Below are 22,782 nucleotides of genomic sequence, written 5' to 3'. Positions count from 1 at the left end.
GGGCGCGCGGGTCGAGCGGTGTGTGATTCGAGCATGCCCGTCACCGAGGCCAGCCGCGTCGTACGCGGCGGTCGTTCCCGCCTCCGCACCGAGATCTCCGCCACCTTCCGCCCTGCCGACCCTGTCGCCCGCGCCCTCACCGCCGCGTCCCTGTCCCTCACCGTGGCGAACGGCATGTTCTACGCCGTGTCCGCGCTCCTGTTCACGCGGGCCATGGGCATCCCGGCGGTCACCGTCGGCGTCGGCCTGACGGTCGCCGGTGCGGTCGGCGTGGCCACGTCGCTCGGCGCGGGCTTCCTCGCGGACAAGGTCGGGGCGCTGCGGCTGCTCACGCTGTGCGTCCTCGCGCAGGGGATCTCCCTCGCGGTGTTCTCCGTCGTCGACGGGGTCGCGGCGTTCGTCGTCGTCGCGTGCCTCGCGACGGGGACGCGGCAGGCGGGCGCGTCGGCGCGGTCCGCGCTCGTCGCGCGGTCCTTCACGGGACCGTCCCGCGTCGAGATGCGAGCGAGGCTGCACGTGGTCGTCAACGTGGGGATCGGCATCGGCACGTGCGTCGCCGCGCTCGCGCTGCTCGTCGACACCCCGACCGCGTACCGGGTGAGCGTCCTCCTCGTGGGACTGCTCGCCGCCACGGGTGCCGTGCCGCTCGCCCTGCTCGCCCGACGCACGGACGCCTCCCGCCGTCTCGCGGGGCCGCCGGAGGAACGTCCCACGGTCCCGGAGCAGGCCGTGGCAGCCGGGCGGTCCCCCTTCCGCGACCCCCAGTACCTCACCGTCGTCGCGCTCACGAGCGTCTTCGCGGTGCACTTCGGCCTGCAGACCGTCGGGCTCCCGCTGTGGATCGCCGGTCACACCGAGGCGCCCACCGTCATGATCTCGGTCCTCCTCGTCCTCAACACCGTCCTCGTGGCGCTTTTCCAGGTGCGCTTCGCCCGGGGTGCGACGACCGTCCCGGGTGCCGCGAGGACGATGACCCGGGCGTGCGTGGTCCTCGCCGTCGCGTGCGGGATCTATGCCGCCGCAGCGGCCGGGGACGTCGTGCTCGCCGTCGTGCTCCTCGTCCTGGCCGGTCTCGTCCACGCGGCCGCGGAGCTCTGGGGGGAGGCCGGGTCGTGGACCCTGGCCTTCGACCTCGCCGACGAGCGCACCGCGGGCGCCTACCAGGGAGTCAGCGCCATGGGGTACGCGGTCGCGATGATGATCGCCCCGCTCCTCGTGACCGTCACGGCGATCAGCCACGGCGCCGTCGGGTGGGCGGTCCTCGCCGGGTTGTTCCTGCTCGTCGGCCTCGGTTTCCGGCTCGGCGAGCGGCGTTGGGCCCCCCGGCGTCCGGAGCACCTCGCGTAGGTTGGGAGCCTCGCCCGCCCTCGCCGTCCCGCGCCCGCTCGCACCACGACAGGAGGACCCGATGGCCTTCGTGCCCCCCTCGGCCTTCACCACCCGCCCGACCCTCCAGGGCACCTTCGGGATGTCCGCATCCACCCATTGGTCGGCGACCGGCACGGCCCAGTCGGTCCTCGAGCGCGGCGGCAACGCGTTCGACGCGGCCGTCGCCGCCGGGTTCGTCCTGCACGTCGTCGAGCCCCACCTCAACGGCCCGGGTGGCGACCTCGTGGGGATCTTCGCGACGGCGTCCGACCCGACCCCGCGTGTCCTCGCCGGGCAGGGCCCCGCGCCCGACGGGGCGAGCATCGCCCACCTGCGGGGAGAGGGCCTCGACCTCGTGCCCGGTGCGGGCGCGCTCGCCGCCGCCGTCCCCGGCGCGGTCGACGCCTGGTTGCTCATGCTCCTCGAGCACGGCACGTGGGAGCTCGCCGACGTCCTCGCCTACACGATCACCATGGCGCGCGACGGTCACCCGGTCCTGCCGCGCGTCGCGGCCACCGTGGCGACGGTCGCCCGGCTCTTCCAGGACCACTGGACCACCTCGGCGGACCTGTGGATGCCGCACGGGCGCCCGCCGCACCCGGGGGAGATCATCCGCAACCACGCGTACGCCGACACCCTCGGACGGCTCGTGTCGGCAGGCCGCGGAGCGCGGACCCGGGAGGCGCGCATCCAGGCCGCCCGCGCCGAGTGGAAGCACGGCCACGTGGCACGGCAGCTCGAGGCTGCGGCGCGCCGGCCGCACCGCCACTCCAGCGGGACCGTCCACGCCGGGGTCCTCACGGCCGCCGACGTCGCGTCCTTCGCGGCCACCGTCGAGCCGGCCGTGACGCTCGACTTCCGCGGCTCCACCATCGCCAAGGCGGGTCCCTGGACGCAGGGACCCGCCCTCCTGCAGGCGCTGGCGATCCTCGAGGGCCTCCCCGACGAGGCCCTCGACCCGTCGACGGAGCTCGGTGCCCACACGGTCCTCGAGGTGCAGAAGCTGGCGCTCGCCGACCGCGAGGCCTACTACGGGCACGACGTGGCGCCCGACCTCCTCGCGGTGCTGCTCTCCCCGGACCATGCCGCACGTCGACGCGCGCTCCTCGGCGACGAGGTCTCCCACCGGATACGGCCGAGCGACGTGCCGGGCCACGAGCCATTCGCTCCGCCCCTCGTCGAGGAGGGACCCCACGGCGTCGTCGAAGGCGCGGGGGAGCCGACCGTCGCCCGGGACGGCGAGACGCGGGGCGACACGTGCCACGTGGACGTCGTCGACCGGTGGGGCAACATGGTCGCCGTGACCCCGTCCGGGGGGTGGCTCCAGTCGTCGCCGACCGTGCCCGGGCTCGGTTTCTGCCTGGGCACGAGGCTCCAGATGACGTGGCTCACGGAGGGCGCCCCGTCGAGCCTGCGCCCGGGGCGCCGCCCGCGGACCACGCTCACGCCGACGCTCGTGCTCCGTGACGGGCTGCCGGTGAGCGCGCTCGGGTCGCCGGGTGGTGACCAGCAGGACCAGTGGCAGCTCCTCTACCTCCTGCGTACCATCGTCGGCGGCTACAGCCCCCAGCAGGCCATCGACGCCCCGGCCCTCCACACCACCTCCGTCCCGTCGTCGTTTTGGCCCCGGACCTGGACACCGGGGGGTGCCGTCGTCGAGGACCGGCTCGGGTCCGACGTGGTCGACGGGCTCCGGCGGCGCGGGCACCACGTGACGCTCGCGGGAGAGTGGTCGCTCGGGCGCCTGTCGAGCGTCAGCCGTGACCCGCGGACGGGCCGGCTGAGCGCCGCGGCGAACCCGCGCGGCGCTCAGGGGTACGCAGCCGGGCGCTGAGCACTGCCGGACCGCCGCGGTTCCCGTCAGCGCTGGGCGAGGACGAAGGGCTGCACTCCCGTCGCCCCGTGCTCCGTGAGGAGTCGCGTCGCGACGGCGAGGGTCCACCCGGAGGCCGTGAGGTCGTCGACGAGGAGGATGGAGCGACCGGCGAGCCCTGTGCGCGCGGCGGGCGACAGCTCGAGCGTGAGCCGCTGGGCGACGCCGGCGAGCCGCATGGCGGAGTTCACGTCGTGGCGTCCGGGCGCCTCGTGCTCGGGCGAGGGCCCGACGGTGCCGACGAACGGCTTGCCCAGGTACCGGGCCAGGCCCTGCGCCAGGTGGGAGACGAGCTCGGGACGCGTGGTGGACCGGATCGCCACCACCCCGTCGACCGTTGTGCCCTCGGGCCACGCGTCAAGGACCTGCACCGCCGCCTTGCGCAGGTGCACCGGCACCTCCCCGTCAGGGGTGCCGGGCGCGAAGAGCTCGCGCAGGGGTTGCGACCAGCCGAGCCCGTCGAGCCGGGCGACCGCCCTCCCGGGGCGGGCCTGCTCGGCGGGCGGGATCTTCCCCTTGAGCTCCACGCCCAGTCCCGGCATCCCCGAGGGCCACATCCTCCGGGGCTCGACGACCACGCCGGGGACGTCCATGGCCTTCCGTGCCTGGGCGACGTGCTCTCGTGTGGGGGCCGACGGCAGGGTCACACCGCCGCAGTTGTCGCACCGCCCGCACCGGGTCCCCGCCTCGAGCTCGGGGTCGTCGAGCGTCGCACGGAGGAAGGCCATGCGGCACCCGTCCGTGGAGACGTAATCGACCATCGTCCGCTGCTCCGCGAGGCGCGCCTGCTCCACTCGGGCGTACCGCTCGGCGTCGTACGTCCACCCCGCGCCGGTGGACTCCCAGCCACCCTTGACGCGCTTCACGGCACCGTCGACGTCGAGGACCTTGAGCATCATCTCCAGCCGCGAGCGCGTGAGGTCCACCTGCGTCTCCAGGAGCTGGGCGGACTGGGTGCCGCCGCGTTCGAGGGCGTCGAGCGTCGCCCGCACCTGCCGTTCCTCCGGGAACGCGAGGGACCCGAAGTACTCCCAGATCCGGGCGTCCTCCTCACCGGGGAGCAGCACGACGACGGCCTCGTCGACCCCGCGCCCTGCACGGCCCACCTGCTGGTAGTAGGCGATCGGCGAGCTCGGGGCGCCCATGTGGACCACGAAGGCGAGGTCGGGCTTGTCGAAGCCCATGCCCAGGGCGGACGTCGCGACGAGCGCCTTGACGCGGTTCTCCTTGAGGTCCGCCTCGAGGGACTCCCGCTCCGTGGGGTCCGTCCGGCCGGTGTACGCGGCCACCGCGACACCGGCCTCCCTGAGCTGTGCGGCGACCTGCTCCGCGACGGAGACCGTGAGGCAGTACACGATGCCGGAGCCGTCCGTGGCGGCGAGGAACTCGAGCAGCCACGCGACGCGCGTCGGTTGGTCTCCGAGGCGCAGGACCCCGAGGTGCAGCGACTCGCGGTCGAGGCCGCCACGGAGCACGAGCACGTCGCTGCGGGCGTCCTCGTGCCCGGTCGTCTCGAGCTGCTCGGCGACGTCCGCGGTGACGCGGGCGTTGGCCGTCGCGGTCGTCGCCAGGACCGGGATCCCGACGGGCAGCTCGGCGAGGAGCGTGCGGATGCGGCGGTAGTCGGGCCGGAAGTCGTGGCCCCAGTCGGAGACGCAGTGCGCCTCGTCGACCACCACGAGACCGGCGTCGGCCGCAAGGCGCGGCAGCACCTCGTCCCTGAAACCCGGGTTGTTGAGGCGTTCCGGCGAGCAGAGCAGCACGTCGACCTCCCCGGCCGAGATGCGGGCGTGGATCTCGTCCCACTCGGTGACGTTCGCGGAGTTGATCGTCGCGGCCCGGATGCCCGCCCGTCCGGCGGCGGCGATCTGGTCGCGCATGAGCGCGAGGAGGGGCGACACGATGATCGTCGGCCCGGCACCCCGGGCCCGCAGGAGCGCCGTCGACACGAAGTACACGGCCGACTTGCCCCATCCCGTGCGCTGCACGACGAGGGCCCGCCGATGCTCGCTCACCAGCGCGTCGATCGCCCGCCACTGGTCGTCCCGCAGCCGTGCGTCGTCCCGCCCGACGAGGCGCCGCAGCGCGGCCTCGGCCTCCTCGCGCAGGTCCTCCTCGTCGCCCACGACGGGGCGCGCCGTGCCGCGCGGCAGGGGTGGCGCGCTCGCTCCGACCCCGGGACCCGGGGCGGTCTCCGTTCGGGGGTCGTGGTCCTGCTCCGGCGGTCCGACCATCCCGTCGCCGTCGAAGTCGACCGGCTCGTCGAAGAACGGCACGTCGGCGTACGGGTCCTCGGGTGCGCTGACGGGCCTGGCCGGACGCTCCGGCCGGGGAGCGGGCGCAGGAGCTGGAGCCGGCACAGGGGCGTCCGGTCGAGCCGCAGGCGCGGGCGAAGGTGCAGGAGCCGGTGCGGGGTCCGGCTCGGGGGGGCTCACCATCTGACGGGCGTCGAAGGACGACGCACCCCACTCCGGGACGTCCGCCACGACACGCCGGCGCGGCGTGCTCGGGAGCTTCGACCAGTCGGGCTCGACGCCCCACCGCTTGGGCCCCTTGGGCCGTTCCCGGGGGGCGGGCGTACCGTCCGTGGCGGGTGCGGCGTCGGGCACGGTGGGGTCGGGCTCGCCGGGTGTGGTCATGTGCCCAGCCTAGAGACCCGGACCGCAGGACCACGCACCGGCGCAGGTCCTGTGGACGGAGTCGGCGCGCCGGGCCCTGTCGCCAGGTGGACGGCGCACGATCCGCCTCGACAGGCTCCCTAGACTGGTCCCGTGACGTCACCCGCCAGCGCCCCCGGGCGCTCCCTCCGCCTGCCCGTGCGTCCCGGCATCGTCGGGACCGAGCCCTACGGTGCCCCCCAGCTCGACGTCCCGCACCTGCTCAACGTCAACGAGAACCCGTACCCGCCCGACGCGGACGTCGTCGCGAGCATCGCCGCCGACGTCGCCGCCGCGGCCGGGACGCTCAACCGCTACCCGGACCGCGAGTTCCTCGGCCTGCGGGCGGACCTCGCCGACTACCTCGCGTCCGAGTCGGGCGTGCGGGTCGCGCCGGAGCAGGTCTGGGCCGCGAACGGCTCCAACGAGGTGATGCTGCACCTCCTGCAGGCCTTCGGTGGCCCCGGGCGTCGCGTCCTGTCCTTCGCGCCCACCTACTCGATGTACCCCGAGTACGCCCGTGACACCCTTACCGAGTGGGTCGCCGGACGCCGGGCGGAGGACTTCACGGTGGACGTCGACGCGGCGCGTGCCGCGGTGGCGACCCACCAGCCGTCCGTGATCCTCCTCACCAGCCCGAACAACCCGACCGGCACGACGCTCCCGCTCGCCACGGTTCGGGCCGTCTGCGACGCGGCGCTCGAGGTGGACGTCGACGGGGCGCCCGCCGTCGTCGTCGTCGACGAGGCGTACGGCGAGTTCCGGCGCATCGGCGTGCCGTCCGCGCTCGAGCTCCTCGAGGAGTACCCGAACCTCGCGGTGAGCCGCACCATGTCCAAGGCGTTCGCGCTCGCCGGCGCCCGCGTCGGGTACCTCGCGGCGTCCAGGGACCTCGTGGACGTGCTGCGCGTCGTCCGTCTCCCGTACCACCTGTCCGCCGTCACCCAGGCGGTCGCCCGAGCCGCCCTGCGGCACTCGACGGCGCTCCTCGCGCAGGTCGACGCGCTGCGGACCGAGCGCGACGCGACCGTCGCGTGGCTCCGTGCTCGCACGCGGGACGGCGTCCCGCTCGACGTCGCCGACACCGACGCGAACTTCGTGCTCTTCGGCACGTTCGACGACCGCCACGCCGTGTGGCAGGGTCTTCTCGACCGAGGGGTCCTCGTCCGGGAGACCGGCCCCGACGGGTGGTTGCGGGTATCCATCGGTACCCCGCAGGACATGACAGCGTTCAAGGACGCACTTGTGGAGGTGGCAGGGCTGTGAGCGCAGACCGGACGACCAGGACGGGCCGCATCGAGCGCACGACGAGCGAGTCGAGCGTGCTCGTCGAGATCGACCTCGACGGCTCGGGACGGACCGACGTGTCCACGACCGTGCCGTTCTACGACCACATGCTCACGGCCCTCGGCAAGCACTCGCTCGTCGACCTCACCGTGAAGGCCACAGGCGACACCCACATCGACGCCCACCACACCGTCGAGGACGTCGCGATCGCGCTGGGCGAGGCCCTGCGGGTGGCGCTCGGGGACAAGGCGGGCATCGCCCGGTTCGGCGACGCACTCGTGCCCCTCGACGAGGCGCTCGCCCAGGCCGTCGTCGACGTCTCGGGACGGCCCTACCTCGTGCACACCGGCGAGCCCGCCGGTCAGGAGTACCACCTCATCGGCGGCCACTTCACCGGGTCGCTCACCCGGCACGTCCTCGAGTCGATCGCCCACCACGCGGGGATCTGCATCCACATGCGGGTGCTCGCCGGACGGGACCCGCACCACATCGTCGAGGCGCAGTTCAAGGCGCTCGCACGCGCGCTGCGGGCCGCCGTGGAGCCCGACGCCCGGGTCGAGGGCATCCCGTCCACCAAGGGCGCCCTGTGACCGCGCAGGCACCGAAGGTCGCGGTCGTCCTCACCCAGATCGCCACGGCCGACGCGCTCGCCGCCGCGTGCGCCATGAGCCGCATCGCGGTGGACGCCGTCACCTCACCCGTCGGCTCCTACGCGGTGTGCCGTGACGCCTCCGGCGACGCCCCCCAGGAGCTCGCCAAGGCCGTCTCCGCCCTCGTGCGCAGCGTCCCGCTCATCCTCTTCGAGGCGCAGGACGGTCAGGTGTCCGCGTCCCAGTGGCAGGCGGGGGAGCGGACTGGGTCGCTCGCGCCGGCGCTCGTGCTCGACGGCGCGCCCCACGAGCTCGAGGACATCCTCCTGGGCGCCCGCCAGGTCGGCGACGTCGAGGGCGTCGTCTCGAGCGTCGGCATGTCGCGCTGGAAGGCGGCACGCCGGCTCGCGGCGACGGCCCGGGCGGCGCGTCCGCCACGCTCCGCCCGCGCACCACGAACCACACCTCCCGGGAGCTGACATGACCACCCACCCGTCCGTCGTCGTCCTCGACTACGGTTTCGGCAACGTCCGGTCGGCGGTGCGGTCGCTCGAGCGCGCCGGTGCCCGCGTGGAGCTCACCGCCGACGCGCGCGCCGCCGCGGAGGCCGACGGCCTCGTCGTCCCGGGCGTCGGAGCCTTCGCGGCCGTCATGGACGGGCTGCGGTCCGTGCGGGGGGACCAGATCGTCGAGCGTCGCCTCGCCGGCGGTCGCCCCGTGCTCGGCATCTGCGTCGGCATGCAGGTCATGTTCGACGAGGGCGACGAGCACGGCGTGCGCGCCGACGGCCTGGGCCAGTGGCCCGGCCTGGTCGACCGCCTCGAGGCCCCGGTGGTGCCCCACATGGGATGGGACACCGTCGACGTCCCCGAGGGCTCGACGCTGTTCGCCGGGCTCGAGGACGAGCGCTTCTACTTCGTCCACTCCTACGCGGCCCGCAGCTTCCGGCTCGGGACGGCCGAGGACCCGACGGGGCGGTTCGCCGCGCCGTTGGTCACCTGGTCCGACCACGGGGGCCGCTTCGTGGCCGCCGTCGAGAACGGCCCGCTGTCCGCGACGCAGTTCCACCCGGAGAAGTCGGGTGACGCCGGCGCACAGCTGCTGCGCAACTGGTTGGCGACGCTCTGACGGTCCGTCCACGGGCCCGTCGCCCACAGCTTCCCTGAGCCGTCGTGCTCGCCCCGCACCTCCGAGAGGATCCATCCATGTCCGACCGTCTCATCCTCCTGCCCGCCGTCGACGTCGCGGACGGTCAGGCCGTGCGCCTCGTCCAGGGCGAGGCGGGCTCCGAGACGTCCTACGGCGACCCGCTCGCGGCCGCCCTCGACTGGCAGAGCGGTGGGGCCGAGTGGATCCACCTCGTCGACCTCGACGCGGCCTTCGGGCGCGGCTCGAACGCCGATCTGCTCGCGGAGGTCGTCGGTCGCCTCGACGTCAAGGTCGAGCTCTCGGGCGGGATCCGCGACGACGAGTCCCTGGCGCGCGCGCTCGCCACCGGGTGCGCTCGTGTGAACCTCGGGACCGCCGCGCTGGAGAACCCGGCGTGGACGGCCGAGGTCATCGCCGAGCACGGCGACGCCGTGGCTGTGGGGCTCGACGTGCGCGGCACGACCCTCGCCGCCCGCGGCTGGACGGAGGAGGGCGGTGACCTCTGGGAGGTCCTCGCACGCCTCGAGGACGCGGGCTGCTCCCGCTACGTCGTGACCGACGTCACCAAGGACGGCACGCTGCGCGGCCCCAACGTCGATCTCCTGAGGGACGTCTGCGCGCGCACCGACGCCCCCGTCGTCGCCTCCGGGGGCATCTCGAGCCTCGACGACCTCGCGGCGCTCCGTGAGCTGGTGCCCTCCGGGGTCGAGGGGACCATCGTGGGCAAGGCCCTCTACGCGGGGGCCTTCACGCTCCCGCAGGCGCTCGACGTCGCCGGCCGCGCGTGACGTCGGAGCCGACCGGCAGGGAGCTCCCCGGGGCGTCCCCGTTCGCGGGGGACGACGGCTCGGCCGACGAGGAGCTCGCGCGGCTCCTCGCCGATCACGCGGCAGGCCACGGGTCGCTGGTGGACGTCGTGGCCCGCCTCGCAGAGGTGCGGGTCCTCGTGCCGGTCCTCGCCCAGCTGGAGAGCGCCGGGGAGGGGGAGCACGGTCTCACGGTCGACAAGGAGGCCTCGGCCGGTGTCGTGGCGCTGGAGGCCCCGGACGGGCGTCGCGCCCTCCCGGTCTTCACGAGCGTCGCAGCGATGACGGCGTGGCGGCCCGATGCCCGGCCGGTCCCGACCGACGCGGTGCGGGCCGCGCTGTCGGCGGTGAGCGAGGGCTGGGCCCTCCTCGTCGTGGACCCGGCGGGTCCGGCGACCGCGCTCGTCCCGAGACCGGCCGTGTGGTCCGTCGCGCAGGGCCGCACCTGGGTCCCGGCGGTGTCGGGCGGCGTCGTCGACCCTGCTGTCGAGGAGGCGATCGTCTCCGCGGTCTCGCCGGTGCCCTCCGTGGCGAAGGTCCGGGCGGAACCCGGACGCACGGCCGAGGTCGCCGTCGTGCTCGCCATCGATCCCGGTCTCACCCGGGCCCGGCTCGACGTGGTCCTGGCGGAGGTGAACGCCGCGCTGGCGGGCAGCGACGTGGTGAGCGAACGGGTCGACGGGCTCGAGCTCCGCATCGGTCGCGCCTCCTGACCTCTGCGCTTCCTGACCCGTCGCATCGAAAGATCGAGATCGGTCGATACGCTGGGGTCAGCAGGCGGGCACCTCCTGCGGGACGAATCCCGCGTCGTCGGCGAGGAGGTCACGCAGGGTGCTCACGGGGACCAGGTAGCTGTGCCCCGTCGAGCTCTTCGCGTAGACCACGCCGATGACGCGACCCTCCGAGTCGAGGGCCGCTGATCCCGAGCTCCCGGGTTCCACGGGTGCGTCCGTGAGGAGGACCTGGCCGAGGTTCGCGTTGAGCGGGTCCGAGCCGTACTCGAGGACCGTGCCGTCCGTCACCGTGAGCCGTCCACCGTTGGGGTAACCCACCACGGTGACGGGGTCTCCGGGTGCCGGGTCGGTCGGGGCCAGCTCGGGGAAGGCGTCGAGGTCCTCGGCGGTGCGCACCACGGCGAGGTCCGCGAGCGACGACGCCCCGGAGTTCGTGACGCTCACGTCGCGGCCGTCGTAGGTGCTCAGCTGGATCTCCGTGGTCCCGTCGACGACGTGCTTGTTCGTGATGAGTGTCCTCTCGTCGATCGCGAACCCGGTCCCACGGACCACGTCCGCGCAGCTGACGTTGCGGATGCGGACCGCCATCCGCTGGGCGGCGTCGAAGCCGTCGGGGGAGAGGTGCCCGTCGGGCCCCGCCACGGCGCCTGCAGGCTCGGAGGGCACCACGGAGTCGGGCATGGGACCGGGTGCGTCGGGGACGACGCCGCACCCGCCGACGAGGAACCCTGCTGCGAGGACGAGCAGGACCCCTCGGGGTGCGCGTGGGCCGCGCCGCGCGTCGGCCGGTGTCATCGTGCCGCCAGGTCGTCGCGGAGCGAGTTGTACGCGTCGACCGCGGACGTGCACACGGTGTTCGCCTGGTCGATGGCGGACTGCGTCTCCTCGGGTGTGGTGGTCTCGGGTGTCGCGAGGTGGTTGATGACCGTGCCCTGGGCGGTCGAGCAGTCACCGAGGGACTGCGCGACGTCGAGCGCGGTCTGTGCGACCTCCTGCACGTCGTCCGCGATGATCCGCTGGTTCTCGCGGTCGTCCCCGACCTGCGCCTTCTCGTCGGCGAGCTCGGTGATCCGGGTCTGCGCGGTCGCGAGCTGGTCCCGGACGGTCGCGAGCTCGCTCGTCATCCCTGCGAGGTCGGCGGTGAGCTCCGCGACGTCGCCCCCGAGCGTGCGGGACTCGGCCTCCCACTCGTCGCTGCGCTCCTTCCACTTGTTCGACAGGACGGCGAGGTATGCCCCGGCCCCGAGCGCGAGGACGAGGAGGAGACCCAGGACCACGACCGGCAGCCCACCGGACCGGCGGCCGGTGCCGCCCGACCCGAGTGCACCGATGGCGGTGCCCTCGCCGCGGGACCGTCGTGCCCGACGCCCGACGCCGGGGGACGGTACGCCCCTGGGCGATGCCGTGTGCTGGGCGCCGTGGTCCGGCCCGGAGGTCGTCGTGCCGGTCGGCGCGGACACGGTGTCGGTGAACTGGGGGATCGCCGGGGTGGACAGCGGGACGTCGAAGGTCGGACGCACCGCGGCCGGATACGGGTCGGCGACCCGGCCCGCGGCCTCGTGCCCGGCCGTCCGGACGCCCTCCGGCGGGGCGTGCCGCGCCGGGGGCGGAGGAGCCGAGGGAGGGATCGACGGAGGCGGCCCGTCGGTGCGCGCCGGCCCGTCCTCCGGCACCCAGGACCGGGGCTGGCGGGGGGCCTCGGTCAACTGACGGCCCCGGTGAACTTCTCGCCCGGTCCCTCACCGGGAGCGTCCGGGTAGAGGGAGGCCTCGCGGAAGGCGAGCTGCAGCGAGCGCAGCCCGTCGCGGAGGGACCGCGCGTGCTGGTTGCCGATGTCGGGTGCCGCGGTGGTGACGAGCGCGGCGAGGGCGGTGATGAGCTTGCGTGCCTCGTCGAGATCGAGGTGGTCCGCCGCCCCGGGCTCGTCGGCGAGCCCGCACTTGACGGCCGCGGCGCTCATGAGGTGCACGGCGGCGGTCGTGATGACCTCGACCGCCGCGACGTCGGCGATGTCCCGGACGGCCTGGGAGGCCGAGGGATCGGTGGGGGTGGCGTCGGTGCTCGGGTCAACGGTCATGCGCCTATTGTCACAAAGTCGGAGCACCCACGGCGACCCTCCGCACCGGGGAGGTGCGGAGGGTCGCCGAGGGCTCGGTGGAAGGGTCGGTCAGTCGGCGACGCCGACGTACTCCGCCGCGGCGTCGGCGCTCTCGCCGGGCGCCTCGAGGTTGGCCCGGAGCCTCGCGCCGAGGTCGGCGTCGACCTGGGTCCAGTACCAGATCGCGCGCTCGCGGATCTCGAGCGAGGTCACGCCACCGACGGCGCCGGTGACGGTCTCGAGGAACCGTGCCTTCGCGGCGTCGTCGTACACGTCCCGGTAGAGCGTGCCGGCCTGGCCGAAGTCGGAGTCGTCGGAGCGGAGCGTCGCGGCGGCCCGCACGAGCTCGCCGTCCGTCTCCCAGCCGCCCTCGCCCGCGAGGGCGGGGTCCGCGGCGGGCCCGCCGAAGGAGTTGGGTGCGTAGACGGGAGCCGTCGACGGGTTGAAGTGGTGGCGCTGCGAGCCGTCCTGGGAGTAGTTGTGGACGGCTGCCTTGGGGGCGTTGACGGGGAGCTGGTTGTAGTTGGTCCCCACGCGGTACCGCTGGGCGTCCGGGTAGGAGAAGATGCGGGCCATGAGCATCTTGTCCGGGCTCGCGTCGATGCCGGGGACGAGGTTCGCGGGGGAGAAGGCCGCCTGCTCGATCTCGGCGAAGAAGTTCTCGGGGTTCCGGTTGAGGGTGTGCGTGCCGACCTTGATGAGCGGGTAGTCGGCGTGCGGCCAGACCTTGGTGAGGTCGAACGGGTTGAAGCGGTAGGTCTTCGCGTCCTCGTAGGGCATGACCTGGACGTAGAGGTCCCACGCGGGGAAGTCGCCCTCGGCGATGGCCTCGTACAGGTCGCGACGGTAGTGGTCGGCGTCGGCCCCGGCGATGGCCTCCGCCGCGGACCCGGTCATCTCGCTGTTCCCCCGGAGGGACTTGAAGTGGTACTTGACCCAGAAGCGCTCGCCCTCGGCGTTGATCCACTGGTACGTGTGCGACCCGTACCCGGGCATCTCGCGCCAGGACGTGGGGAGGCCGCGGTCACCCATGAGGTAGGTGACCTGGTGGGCCGACTCGGGGGAGAGGGTCCAGAAGTCCCACTGCATGTCGGCGTCGCGCAGGCCGGAGCCGGGAAGGCGCTTCTGGGAGTGGATGAAGTCCGGGAACTTGATGCCGTCGCGGATGAAGAACACCGGGGTGTTGTTCCCGACGATGTCGTAGTTGCCCTCGGACGTGTAGAACTTCACGGAGAACCCGCGGACGTCCCGCCACGTGTCGGGGCTGCCCATCTCGCCCGCGACGCTCGAGAAGCGCTGCAGGGTCTCGGTCGTGGCGCCGGGCTGGAAGACCGCTGCTCGCGTGTAGCGCGAGACGTCCTCGGTGACCTCGAACGTGCCGAACGCCCCGCCACCCTTGGCGTGGACGACGCGCTCGGGGACGCGCTCGCGGTTGAACTGCGCGAGCTTCTCGACGAGGTAGCGGTCGTGGAGCGCGGTGACGCCGTCCTGCCCGGTCGTCAGCGAGTGCGCGTCGCTGGCGACGGGGGTTCCCGTCTGGGTGGTGGTCGCGGGGCGTTCTGTCATGGGTGTTCTCCTCGGTGTGACGTGGTGCTGGTGCTGGTGCTGGTGCTGGTGCTGGTGGTCGTGGTGCCGGACGGCGTCCGGGTGCTCCGGCATCGGGGGCACAGCCCCCAGAAGGTCACCTCGGCCTCGTCGATGGTGAATCCGTGGTCCGACGGTGGGGCGAGGCAGGGTGCGTGCCCGACGGGGCAGTCGACGTCGTCGAGGGCGCCGCAGTCCCGGCACACCACGTGGTGGTGGTTGTCGCCGACCCTCCGCTCGTAGCGCGCCGGGTGTCCTGCTGGTTCGATGCGCCGCAGGAGGCCTGCGCCGGTGAGCGCGGCGAGACCGTCGTAGACGGCCTGCACCGAGGCTGTCCCGAGCGTCTCCCTCACGAGCGTGCGGATCGCGTCCGCGTCGGCGTGCGGGGTGCGCTCGACGGCGCCGAGCACCGCCAGCCGGATGGCGGTGACGCGCAGGCCGTGCTCACGGAGCACGGTGTCGGTCGACGGGGTGGGCATGGCAGCAGTGAAGCACATATTTGGAATCGTTCCAAGGAGTGATTCGATCCAGGGTGCGGGTGCTGGCTGGTGGCGCCGGACCCGAGAGGCGGGGCGTGTGATTGCGGACGGGCCCGTGCTAGTCTGTCCTCGACCGATCGTCGCTCTCGCATGCCCGGCACCCCGGGTCGTGACGGAACGACGGTGCACAAGTGGAGCTCTTCCCACCCGAGTCTCGACCGCCCGTCCTCGGACGGCAGCAGAGTCCGGGTCCCGGTCCGTGAGTCGTGGGGCACCGGCGTGCCCCGAGGCTCGTGTCGTGCACGGTGGGCGTCGATGCGCCCCCGCTCGTGACCGTCGGACGTGAAGGCCCTCCTCCTGTGCTCAGGCTGGGGGCCTTTCCCATGTCTGACGGACCACCCACGAGTCACAAGGAGCATCACATCAGCGAGCCTCGCATCAACGATCGGATCCGCGTCCCCGAGGTCCGGCTCGTCGGCCCAGGTGGGGAGCAGGTCGGCGTCGTCCGCATTGAGGTCGCCCTGAGCCTTGCCCAGGACGCGGACCTGGACCTCGTGGAGGTCGCGCCCGACGCACGTCCCCCCGTCTGCAAGCTCATGGACTACGGGAAGTTCAAGTACGAGTCCGACATGAAGGCCCGTGAGGCTCGCCGGAACCAGGCGAACACGGTCCTCAAGGAGATTCGTTTCCGCCTGAAGATCGACCCGCACGACTACGGCACCAAGAAGGGCCACGTCGAGCGCTTCCTCAGCGCGGGCGACAAGGTCAAGGTCATGATCATGTTCCGTGGGCGTGAGCAGTCGCGCCCCGAGATGGGCATCCGACTCCTGCAGCGTCTCGCCGAGGACGTCGCAGAGCTCGGCTTCATCGAGAGCTCGCCCAAGCAGGACGGGCGAAACATGATCATGGTGCTCGGCCCGACCAAGAAGAAGGTCGACGCCAAGAACGAGCAGCGCCGCAAGGCCCAGGAGTCGCAGCCCTCGAAGCCGGCACGGGAGCGTCCCGCCCCCGACACCGACGAGACCGTGGACCCCCAGGTCGACGAGGCTGTCCGCGACGAGGCCGTGACCACGCCCGCTGCGACACCCGAGCCCCAGGAGTCGGCACCCGCCGCAACGCCTGAGCCCGAGGAAGCCGCGCCCGTCGCCGAGACCTCCCCGGTCGAGCAGCAGACGGTCACCGAGGCACCCGCGGAACCAGCGGCAGCACCTGCCGTGAAGCCGGCGGTCAAGGCTGCGTCGAAGCCCGCTGCGGCCTCGAAGCCCGCGCCGACGGAGCAGCCCGCCCCGCGGCCGGCCGCGACCCCGAGGCCCACGGCGAAGCCGAGCGCCACCCCGCGGCCCCCGGCCAAGCCCGGAGCCCGACCGGCGCCGAAGAAGTCCGAGTAACAGACCACCTGGCTAGGTCCTTGACCTACCGTGCTGGAGTCCACCGGCTCCAGCCCGAACACGTCGTGCGCTGAACGTGGCGCACGACCAGACCCGAGGAGACACGGCAGCCATGCCGAAGAACAAGACGCACTCCGGCGCCAAGAAGCGGTTCCGCATCACCGGCAGCGGGAAGGTCATGCGCGAGCAGGCCAACAAGCGCCACCTGCTCGAGCACAAGTCGAGCAAGCGGACCCGCCGACTGTCCGTCGACCAGGTCGTCAGCGCCGCCGACGTCAAGAAGATCAAGAAGCTGCTCGGAAAGTGACCCGGCACGGCGGGGCGACCCCTCGCTGACCGAACGCACATCCGGACCCGAACTGCAAGGAGCATCACGTGGCACGCGTGAAGCGGGCGGTCAACGCCCAGAAGAAGCGTCGTACAACTCTCGAGCGCGCCAGCGGTTACCGCGGCCAGCGCTCGCGCCTCTACCGTAAGGCGAAGGAGCAGGTCACCCACTCCCTCGTCTACGCGTACCGCGACCGCAAGGCGCGCAAGGGCGACTTCCGCAAGCTGTGGATCCAGCGCATCAACGCCGCGGCGCGCGCCGAGGGCCTCACCTACAACCGCTTCATCCAGGGCCTCAAGGCCGCGGGTGTCGAGGTCGACCGTCGCGTGCTCGCCGAGCTCGCGGTGAGCGACGTCGTCGCGTTCAACGCGCTCGTCAAGGTCGCGAAGGAAGCACTCCCCGCGGACGTCAACGCTCCCCGGGACGCGGCCTGATCAAGTCGCGGCCGAGGTGCGCACCCCGTGCGCACCGACCCCGTCCGACCTCAGGACACGTACCCACAGGACGCCCGGACCATGACTGACCTGACCAGCCCCCGCAGCGAGCGGGTGAAGTCGGTGCGGTCGTTGGCCGGGCGTCCTGCGCGTTCCCGCACCGGGACGTTCCTCGTCGAGGGCCCCCAGGGGGTCCGCGAGGTGGTGCGGCACGCCCCCGCGCGTGTCGTGGACCTCTACGTCACCCCGGTCGCCGCGTCCCGCTACGAGGAGATCCTCCACGAAGCGGGGAACCACCCGATCCGTGTCCACACCGGGACGCCGGAGGTCCTCGACGCGATGAGCGCCGACGCCCAGGGCATCCTCGCCGTCGCCACCACGGCCCCCGCCGGTCCCGCCGCCCTCGGACAGGCGCTGCGGCAAGGAGCGTCTCTCGTCGCCGTGCTCGCCACGGTGCGCGACCCCGGCAACGCGGGCACCATCGTCCGCGCCGCGGACGCCGCCGGCGCGGACCTCGTGGTGCTCGCCGGCCAGAGCGTCGACCTGCACAACCCGAAGCTCGTCCGGTCGACGGTCGGGTCCCTGTTCCACCTGCCCGTCGTGGCGGGAGTGACGTTGGAGGAGGCGGAGGTGGCACTCCGCTCGGCGGGGATCCAGGTGCTCGCGGCGGACGGCACCGGGACGGCGGACCTGGACGACCTCCTCGACGTCGCAGGCACCGGCCCCGAGGGCAGCCCGGACCTCGCTGCGCCGACCGCCTGGGTGTTCGGCAACGAGGCGTGGGGCCTGCCGGACGTCGACCGTGCGCGCGCCGACCACGTCGTGCGCGTCCCCCTACGAGGCCTCGCCGAGTCGCTCAACGTGGCCACGGCGGCGACGGTCTGCCTCTACGCCAGCTCGCGCGCACAACGCTAGGAGAACGATGGAACCCGAACGGCTCACCGGCGGGCTGAAGGTCCGCCACCTCACCATGATGGGCCTCGGGTCGGCGATCGGTGCAGGGCTGTTCCTCGGGACCGGTCAGGGCATCAACACGGCCGGTCCGGCGGTCCTCGTGTCCTACCTGATCGCCGGTCTGCTCGTCGTGCTGCTCATGCGCATGCTCGCCGAGATGGCGGCAGCGGTTCCCTCGAGCGGGTCGTTCTCCGTGTACGCGGAGGTCGCGATCGGCCGTTGGGCCGGCTTCACCATGGGTTGGCTCTACTGGTTCATGCTCATCATGGTGCTCGGCGTCGAGATCACGGGGGCGTCGCAGATCGTCCACGGCTGGCTCCCCGCCGTTCCCCAGTGGCTCGTCGCGCTCGTCTTCGTCGTCGCGTTCGCGGCCGTGAACCTCTCCGGGGTGCGCAGCTTCGGGGAGTTCGAGTTCTGGTTCGCGGCCCTCAAGGTCGCGGCCATCCTCGCGTTCCTCGTCGTCGGTGCGCTCCTGCTCACCGGCGTCGTCGGGGTCGGTTCGCCGGTGGGGATCGGTCCCATGCTCGACGACGGCGGGTTCGCGCCCAACGGGTTGAGCGGCATCGCCGCAGGCCTGCTCGTGGTCGTCTTCGCGTTCGGCGGCATCGAGATCGTCACCATCGCGGCGGCGGAGGCCGAGGACCCCCAGCGGAGCATCAGCAGGGCCGCCGCGAGCATCGTGTGGCGGATCCTCTTCTTCTACATCGGGTCCGTCACCGTCATGGTGCTCGTCCTGCCGTGGAGCTCGCCGGCGCTCCTCCAGGGTCCGTTCGTCGCGGTCCTCGAGGTCGCCGGGCTCCCCGGCGCCGCGACGGTCATGGAGCTCGTCGTCGTGATCGCCCTGCTGTCCGCCTTCAACGCGAACGTGTACGCGACCTCACGGATGGTGTTCTCCCTCTCGCAGCGCGGTGACGGCTCCCGGGCGTTCCTCAGGGTGTCGCGCACCGGTGTGCCCTACGTCGCGGTCTGGATCTCGGTGTTCTTCGGGGTGGTCTCCGTGGGTCTCAACGCGTGGCTGCCCCAGCAGATCCTCGGGATCCTCCTCAACGCCGTGGGCTCCACGCTCATCGTCCTCTGGGTCTTCATCGCCGTCTCACAGCTGCGCCTGCGACCGCGCCTCGAGGCGGAGGGCACGCTCACCGTGCGGACCTGGGCGTACCCGTACCTCACCTGGGCGACGCTCGCCGCGCTCGGCGGGATCGTGGTGCTCATGCTCCTCGACGGGACCGCCCGCACGCAGCTCGCCTCGACGGCGGTCCTCGTCCTCGTCGTCGTGGCCTGCTACCACCTGCGACGGGTGGTCGTCACGCGTCGTGAGGCCCACGTCTAGAATCCTTGGTGGCCGCCCCGGCCCCCCGCACCTCGCCCGGAAGGCACGTATGTCCACCCCTGCACCGGAAGACCGGTCCTCGTCGTTGTCCCCGCTCGATGCCGCAGCCGTCGAGGGGGCGGTCGCCGCCGCTCTCCGCGAGATCGCCGCTGCCGAGGACCTCGACGCCCTCAAGGTCGTGAGGACCGCGGTGACGGGCGACCGCAGCCCGCTCGCCCTCGCCAACCGTGCCATCGGTGCGCTCGCGCCGGCGGACAAGGCCGTCGCCGGCAAGCTCCTCGGACCAGCCCGCGGTCGGGTCTCGAAGGCGCTCGCCACGCGGCAGACCGAGCTGGAGGCCGACCGCGACGCGCGCGTCCTCGTCGAGGAGTCCGTCGACGTGACGCTCCCCGTCGCCCGGCGGGCCCCCGGGGCGCGGCACCCCCTCGAGACGCTCCAGGAACGCGTCGCCGACTTCTTCGTGTCGATGGGCTGGGACATCGCGGAAGGCCCCGAGGTCGAGGCGGAGTGGTTCAACTTCGACGCCCTGAACTTCGGGCCCGACCACCCGGCACGGCAGATGCAGGACACGTTCTTCGTCGGCGGTGCGGCAGGCGACGAGGACGCCGCCTCGGTCGATCCCCACCTCGTGCTGCGCACGCACACGTCCCCGGTCCAGGCGCGCACGCTCCTCGAGCGGGACCTCCCGGTCTACGTGGCGTGCCCCGGGAAGGTGTTCCGCACCGACGAGCTCGACGCGACGCACACCCCCGTGTTCCACCAGGTCGAAGGGCTGGCGGTGGACAAGGGCCTGACCATGGCGCACCTCCTCGGCACCCTCGACCACTTCGCGAGGGCCATGTTCGGCCCGGAGGCACGGACCAGGCTGCGGCCGTCGTTCTTCCCGTTCACCGAGCCCAGCGCGGAGATGGACCTGTGGTTCCCGCAGAAGAAGGGCGGCGCCGGCTGGATCGAGTGGGGAGGCTGCGGGATGGTCAACCCGAACGTCCTGCGGGCGGCGGGCATCGACCCCGACGAGTACTCGGGCTTCGCCTTCGGGATGGGCATCGAGCGCACGCTCATGCTGCGCCACGGGATCACGGACATGCACGACATGGTGGAGGGCGACGTCCGCTTCTCCCAGCACTTCGGAATGGGGCTCTGATGCCGAACATCGTCCTGGGCTGGCTCGGCGAGCACGTCGAGATCCCGTCGGACCTCACCGCGGAGCGCCTCGCGGCCGACCTCGTGAGGGTCGGCCTCGAGGAGGAGGCCGTGCACGGTGCCGGCGTCACCGGTCCACTGGTGGCCGGGGAGGTCGTCTCCCTCGTCGCCGAGCCGCAGAAGAACGGCAAGGTGATCAACTGGTGCCAGGTGGACGTCGGGTCGCACAACACCCTCGACGAGGCGGGATCGCCCACCGTCCCGCGGGGCATCGTGTGCGGGGCCCACAACTTCGGGGTCGGTGACCGGGTCGTCGTCGCGCTGCCCGGGGCGGTCCTGCCCGGACCGTTCGCGATCGCCTCGCGCAAGACCTACGGTCACGTCTCCGACGGCATGATCTGCTCGCAGAGCGAGCTCGGGCTCGGCGACGACCACGACGGCATCATCGTCCTCGAGCGACTCGGCTACTCCGAGGCGCTCGGTCACGACACGACGCCGGGGGCCGACGCCCTCGCCCTCCTGGGGCTGGGCGAGGAGGTCCTCGAGATCAACGTCACCCCGGACCGCGGGTACTGCTTCTCCGTCCGCGGTGTCGCGCGGGAGTACGCCCACTCCACGGGCGCGGTCTTCACCGACCGAGGGCTCGACACCGGGTCGGTTCCCGCGCCGACCGCCTCGGGGTTCGTCGTGGAGGTCGACGATGCCACGCCCGTGCACGGCCGACCGGGGTGTGACCGCTTCGTCACCCGCATCGTCCGCGGCATCGACGCGTCCGCGGCCTCGCCGGCGTGGATGCAGCGGCGGCTCACGCAGGCGGGGATGCGTCCGGTCTCCCTGCCCGTGGACGTCACCAACTACGTCATGCTCGACCTGGGGCAGCCGCTGCACGCCTACGACCTGGCGACCCTCGCCGCACCGGTCGTCGTGCGCCGTGCGGCACCGGGCGAGCGTCTGACGACGCTCGACGGCCAGGACAGGTCGCTCGACCCGGAGGACCTCCTCATCACCGACAGCCCCGACGGCGCCCGGGGGAGCAGGATCCTCGGGCTCGCGGGAGTGATGGGGGGTGCGGAGACCGAGGTCGTCCCGTCGACCACCGACGTCCTCGTCGAGGCCGCGCACTTCGACGCGGTGTCCGTGGCACGGACGGCGCGTCGGCACAAGCTCCCGAGCGAGGCGGCCAAGCGCTTCGAGCGGGGGGTCGACCCGCGGCTCGCGGGCGTCGCCGCCCAGCGCGTCGTCGAGCTGCTCGTCGAGCTCGGGGGCGGCACGACCGACGAGGCTGTGAGCGACCTCGACGCCGTCCCCGCGCCGGTGGAGATCCGGTTCTCGCTGTCCGAGCCGGAGCGGCTCGTGGGAGTGCCCTACCCGGCGGACCGTGTCGTGTCCGTGCTCCGGGAGGTGGGCTGCGAGGTCCTCGACGCGGAGCCCGGCGCCGTCCGGGTGGTGCCGCCGTCCTGGCGCCCTGACCTCACCGGGTCGGCGGACCTCGTCGAGGAGGTGGCACGGATCGTCGGGTACGACGCGATCCCGTCGGTCCTCCCGGCAGCTCCTGCCGGGCGCGGGCTCACCGCCGCCCAGGTGGTCCGTCGGTCCGTCGCGCGCGCCCTCGCCGAGGACGGTCTCGTCGAGACCCTGAGCTACCCGTTCGTGGGCAGCGACCAGCACGACGCCCTCGGCCTCCCTGCGGACGACGCGCGACGCCACGGTCTCGTCCTGCGCAACCCGATGTCCGCGGAGCGCGGGCAGATGCGCACGACGCTCCTCGTCACGCTGCTCGACACGGCACGCCGCAACGTCGCTCGCGGTCACGCGGACCTCGCGCTGTTCGAGATCGGTCTGGTCACCCTGCCCGTGCCCGGCACCGCGCCCGCGCCGCTCCTCCCCGGGGGCGCACGTCCGTCGGACGAGGACCTCGAGGCGCTGCGCGCCGCCGTCCCGCACCAGCCTCGGCGCGTCGCCGGGGTGCTCGCCGGTCAGCGGGACCGTGCCGGGTGGTGGGGACCCGCCAGGGACGCCGACTGGACGGACGCCCTCGCGGCGGCCCGTCTCGTGGCGGACCGCACCGGCGCGGAGATCGTCGTCGAGCGCGATGCGGACACCGCTCCGTGGCACCCCGGGCGCTGCGCTCGCCTGACCCTGGTGGACGGCACGCTCGTCGGGCACGCCGGCGAGCTCCACCCGAAGGTCGTCGAGTCGCTCTCCCTGCCGGCGCGGACAGTCGCCTTCGAGGTCGACCTCGACGTGCTGCTCGGGGCGGCGCCCGGCGGGCCGCGTCAGGCCGTCCCGGTCTCGACCTTCCCGCTGGCCAAGGAGGACATCGCGCTCGTGGTCGACGCGGCGGTTCCCGCCGAGGACGTGTTCGCCGCGGTGCGGGACGGGGCCGGGGACCTCCTCGAGGAGCTGAGCCTCTTCGACGTGTTCACGGGCGAGCAGCTCGGGGACGGCATGAAGTCCTTGGCGTTCTCCCTCCGCCTTCGCGGCCGGGACCGCACGCTCACGGGCGAGGACGCGGCCCGCGTCCGTGCGGACGCGGTCGCGGAGGCTCAGCGCCGGACGGGGGCCACCCTGCGCAGCTGA

At 73.1% G+C, this 22,782-nt stretch carries 21 protein-coding genes; 15 read left to right on the top strand and 6 right to left on the bottom strand.

Features of this window, described 5'->3' with window-relative positions; genetic code table 11:
- Window positions 1-33 precede the first annotated feature (33 nt).
- Both JAV76_RS10540 and JAV76_RS10535 read left to right on the top strand, forming a co-directional pair.
- Entirely contained in the window at window positions 34-1,347 is a 1,314-nt protein-coding gene (locus JAV76_RS10540) for an MFS transporter (protein WP_198734016.1), read from the top strand.
- Between the two features lie 61 nt (window positions 1,348-1,408).
- Window positions 1,409-3,202: a gamma-glutamyltransferase family protein gene (locus JAV76_RS10535; protein WP_198734015.1), complete on the top strand. Its 1,794-nt coding sequence runs from the start codon at window positions 1,409-1,411 to the stop codon at window positions 3,200-3,202.
- 26 nt (window positions 3,203-3,228) lie between these two features.
- On the opposite strand, the gene JAV76_RS10530 is transcribed toward JAV76_RS10535, so the two are convergent.
- Window positions 3,229-5,880 carry a RecQ family ATP-dependent DNA helicase gene (locus tag JAV76_RS10530; RefSeq protein WP_230402164.1) on the bottom strand — a complete coding sequence of 884 codons (2,652 nt, stop codon included), beginning with the start codon at window positions 5,878-5,880 and terminating at the stop codon, window positions 3,229-3,231.
- A gap of 132 nt (window positions 5,881-6,012) precedes the next feature.
- On the opposite strand from JAV76_RS10530, the gene JAV76_RS10525 reads away from it, so the two are divergent.
- The 6 genes from JAV76_RS10525 to JAV76_RS10500 all read left to right on the top strand — a co-directional run bounded on the left by JAV76_RS10525 (window position 6,013) and on the right by JAV76_RS10500 (window position 10,443).
- Window positions 6,013-7,164 carry a histidinol-phosphate transaminase gene (locus JAV76_RS10525; RefSeq protein ID WP_198734014.1) on the top strand — a complete coding sequence of 384 codons (1,152 nt, stop codon included), beginning with the start codon at window positions 6,013-6,015 and terminating at the stop codon, window positions 7,162-7,164.
- Complete coding sequence (gene hisB / locus JAV76_RS10520) at window positions 7,161-7,775, top strand: imidazoleglycerol-phosphate dehydratase HisB (protein WP_198734013.1); 615 nt, start codon at window positions 7,161-7,163, stop codon at window positions 7,773-7,775. Before JAV76_RS10525 ends, hisB begins: the two co-directional genes overlap by 4 nt.
- Window positions 7,772-8,254 carry a hypothetical protein gene (locus tag JAV76_RS10515; RefSeq protein ID WP_198734012.1) on the top strand — a complete coding sequence of 161 codons (483 nt, stop codon included), beginning with the start codon at window positions 7,772-7,774 and terminating at the stop codon, window positions 8,252-8,254. Before hisB ends, JAV76_RS10515 begins: the two co-directional genes overlap by 4 nt.
- A 1-nt stretch (window position 8,255) precedes the next feature.
- Complete coding sequence (gene hisH, locus JAV76_RS10510) at window positions 8,256-8,903, top strand: imidazole glycerol phosphate synthase subunit HisH (protein ID WP_198734011.1); 648 nt, start codon at window positions 8,256-8,258, stop codon at window positions 8,901-8,903.
- 77 nt (window positions 8,904-8,980) lie between these two features.
- On the top strand, window positions 8,981-9,712 hold the full coding sequence (priA, locus tag JAV76_RS10505; protein WP_198734010.1) for a bifunctional 1-(5-phosphoribosyl)-5-((5-phosphoribosylamino)methylideneamino)imidazole-4-carboxamide isomerase/phosphoribosylanthranilate isomerase PriA: 732 nt from the start codon (window positions 8,981-8,983) through the stop codon (window positions 9,710-9,712).
- Entirely contained in the window at window positions 9,709-10,443 is a 735-nt protein-coding gene (locus tag JAV76_RS10500) for an SseB family protein (RefSeq protein WP_198734009.1), read from the top strand. The genes priA and JAV76_RS10500 overlap by 4 nt, the downstream gene beginning before the upstream one ends.
- Before the next feature lie 57 nt (window positions 10,444-10,500).
- Here JAV76_RS10500 and JAV76_RS10495 read toward each other — a convergent pair whose 3' ends face one another.
- The 5 genes from JAV76_RS10495 to JAV76_RS10475 all read right to left on the bottom strand — a co-directional run bounded on the left by JAV76_RS10495 (window position 10,501) and on the right by JAV76_RS10475 (window position 14,625).
- A complete protein-coding gene (locus tag JAV76_RS10495) occupies window positions 10,501-11,259 on the bottom strand; it encodes a S1C family serine protease (RefSeq protein WP_198734008.1) in 759 nt (252 codons plus the stop codon).
- Window positions 11,256-11,984: a hypothetical protein gene (locus JAV76_RS10490; RefSeq protein WP_198734007.1), complete on the bottom strand. Its 729-nt coding sequence runs from the start codon at window positions 11,982-11,984 to the stop codon at window positions 11,256-11,258. Before JAV76_RS10490 ends, JAV76_RS10495 begins: the two co-directional genes overlap by 4 nt.
- A 182-nt stretch (window positions 11,985-12,166) precedes the next feature.
- Window positions 12,167-12,541 (bottom strand): DUF1844 domain-containing protein, encoded by a 375-nt coding sequence (locus tag JAV76_RS10485; protein ID WP_198734006.1) that lies wholly within the window; start codon window positions 12,539-12,541, stop codon window positions 12,167-12,169.
- 90 nt (window positions 12,542-12,631) lie between these two features.
- Window positions 12,632-14,128: a catalase gene (locus tag JAV76_RS10480; RefSeq protein ID WP_198734005.1), complete on the bottom strand. Its 1,497-nt coding sequence runs from the start codon at window positions 14,126-14,128 to the stop codon at window positions 12,632-12,634.
- On the bottom strand, window positions 14,125-14,625 hold the full coding sequence (locus tag JAV76_RS10475) for a Fur family transcriptional regulator (protein ID WP_198734004.1): 501 nt from the start codon (window positions 14,623-14,625) through the stop codon (window positions 14,125-14,127). Before JAV76_RS10475 ends, JAV76_RS10480 begins: the two co-directional genes overlap by 4 nt.
- A 383-nt stretch (window positions 14,626-15,008) precedes the next feature.
- On the opposite strand from JAV76_RS10475, the gene infC reads away from it, so the two are divergent.
- The 7 genes from infC (at window position 15,009) to pheT (ending at window position 22,782) form a co-directional block, all read left to right on the top strand.
- Window positions 15,009-16,013 (top strand): translation initiation factor IF-3, encoded by a 1,005-nt coding sequence (gene infC, locus JAV76_RS10470; RefSeq protein WP_198734003.1) that lies wholly within the window; start codon window positions 15,009-15,011, stop codon window positions 16,011-16,013.
- A 112-nt stretch (window positions 16,014-16,125) separates the two neighbouring features.
- Complete coding sequence (rpmI, locus tag JAV76_RS10465) at window positions 16,126-16,320, top strand: 50S ribosomal protein L35 (RefSeq protein WP_198734002.1); 195 nt, start codon at window positions 16,126-16,128, stop codon at window positions 16,318-16,320.
- A 68-nt stretch (window positions 16,321-16,388) separates the two neighbouring features.
- Window positions 16,389-16,775, top strand: coding sequence for a 50S ribosomal protein L20 (rplT, locus tag JAV76_RS10460; RefSeq protein WP_198734001.1), 387 nt, complete (start codon window positions 16,389-16,391; stop codon window positions 16,773-16,775).
- An 81-nt stretch (window positions 16,776-16,856) separates the two neighbouring features.
- A complete protein-coding gene (locus tag JAV76_RS10455) occupies window positions 16,857-17,690 on the top strand; it encodes a TrmH family RNA methyltransferase (protein WP_198734000.1) in 834 nt (277 codons plus the stop codon).
- Between the two features lie 7 nt (window positions 17,691-17,697).
- Entirely contained in the window at window positions 17,698-19,059 is a 1,362-nt protein-coding gene (locus tag JAV76_RS10450) for an amino acid permease (RefSeq protein WP_198733999.1), read from the top strand.
- Between the two features lie 49 nt (window positions 19,060-19,108).
- Complete coding sequence (pheS, locus tag JAV76_RS10445) at window positions 19,109-20,203, top strand: phenylalanine--tRNA ligase subunit alpha (RefSeq protein ID WP_198733998.1); 1,095 nt, start codon at window positions 19,109-19,111, stop codon at window positions 20,201-20,203.
- Window positions 20,203-22,782 carry a phenylalanine--tRNA ligase subunit beta gene (pheT, locus tag JAV76_RS10440; protein WP_198733997.1) on the top strand — a complete coding sequence of 860 codons (2,580 nt, stop codon included), beginning with the start codon at window positions 20,203-20,205 and terminating at the stop codon, window positions 22,780-22,782. The genes pheS and pheT overlap by 1 nt, the downstream gene beginning before the upstream one ends.

The sequence above is a fragment of the Sanguibacter suaedae genome (assembly GCF_016342785.1).
Classification (GTDB): domain Bacteria; phylum Actinomycetota; class Actinomycetes; order Actinomycetales; family Cellulomonadaceae; genus Sanguibacter; species Sanguibacter suaedae.
The sequence above is the reverse complement of the archived record's forward strand: the minus strand, read 5'-3'. Positions and strand labels throughout refer to the sequence as shown.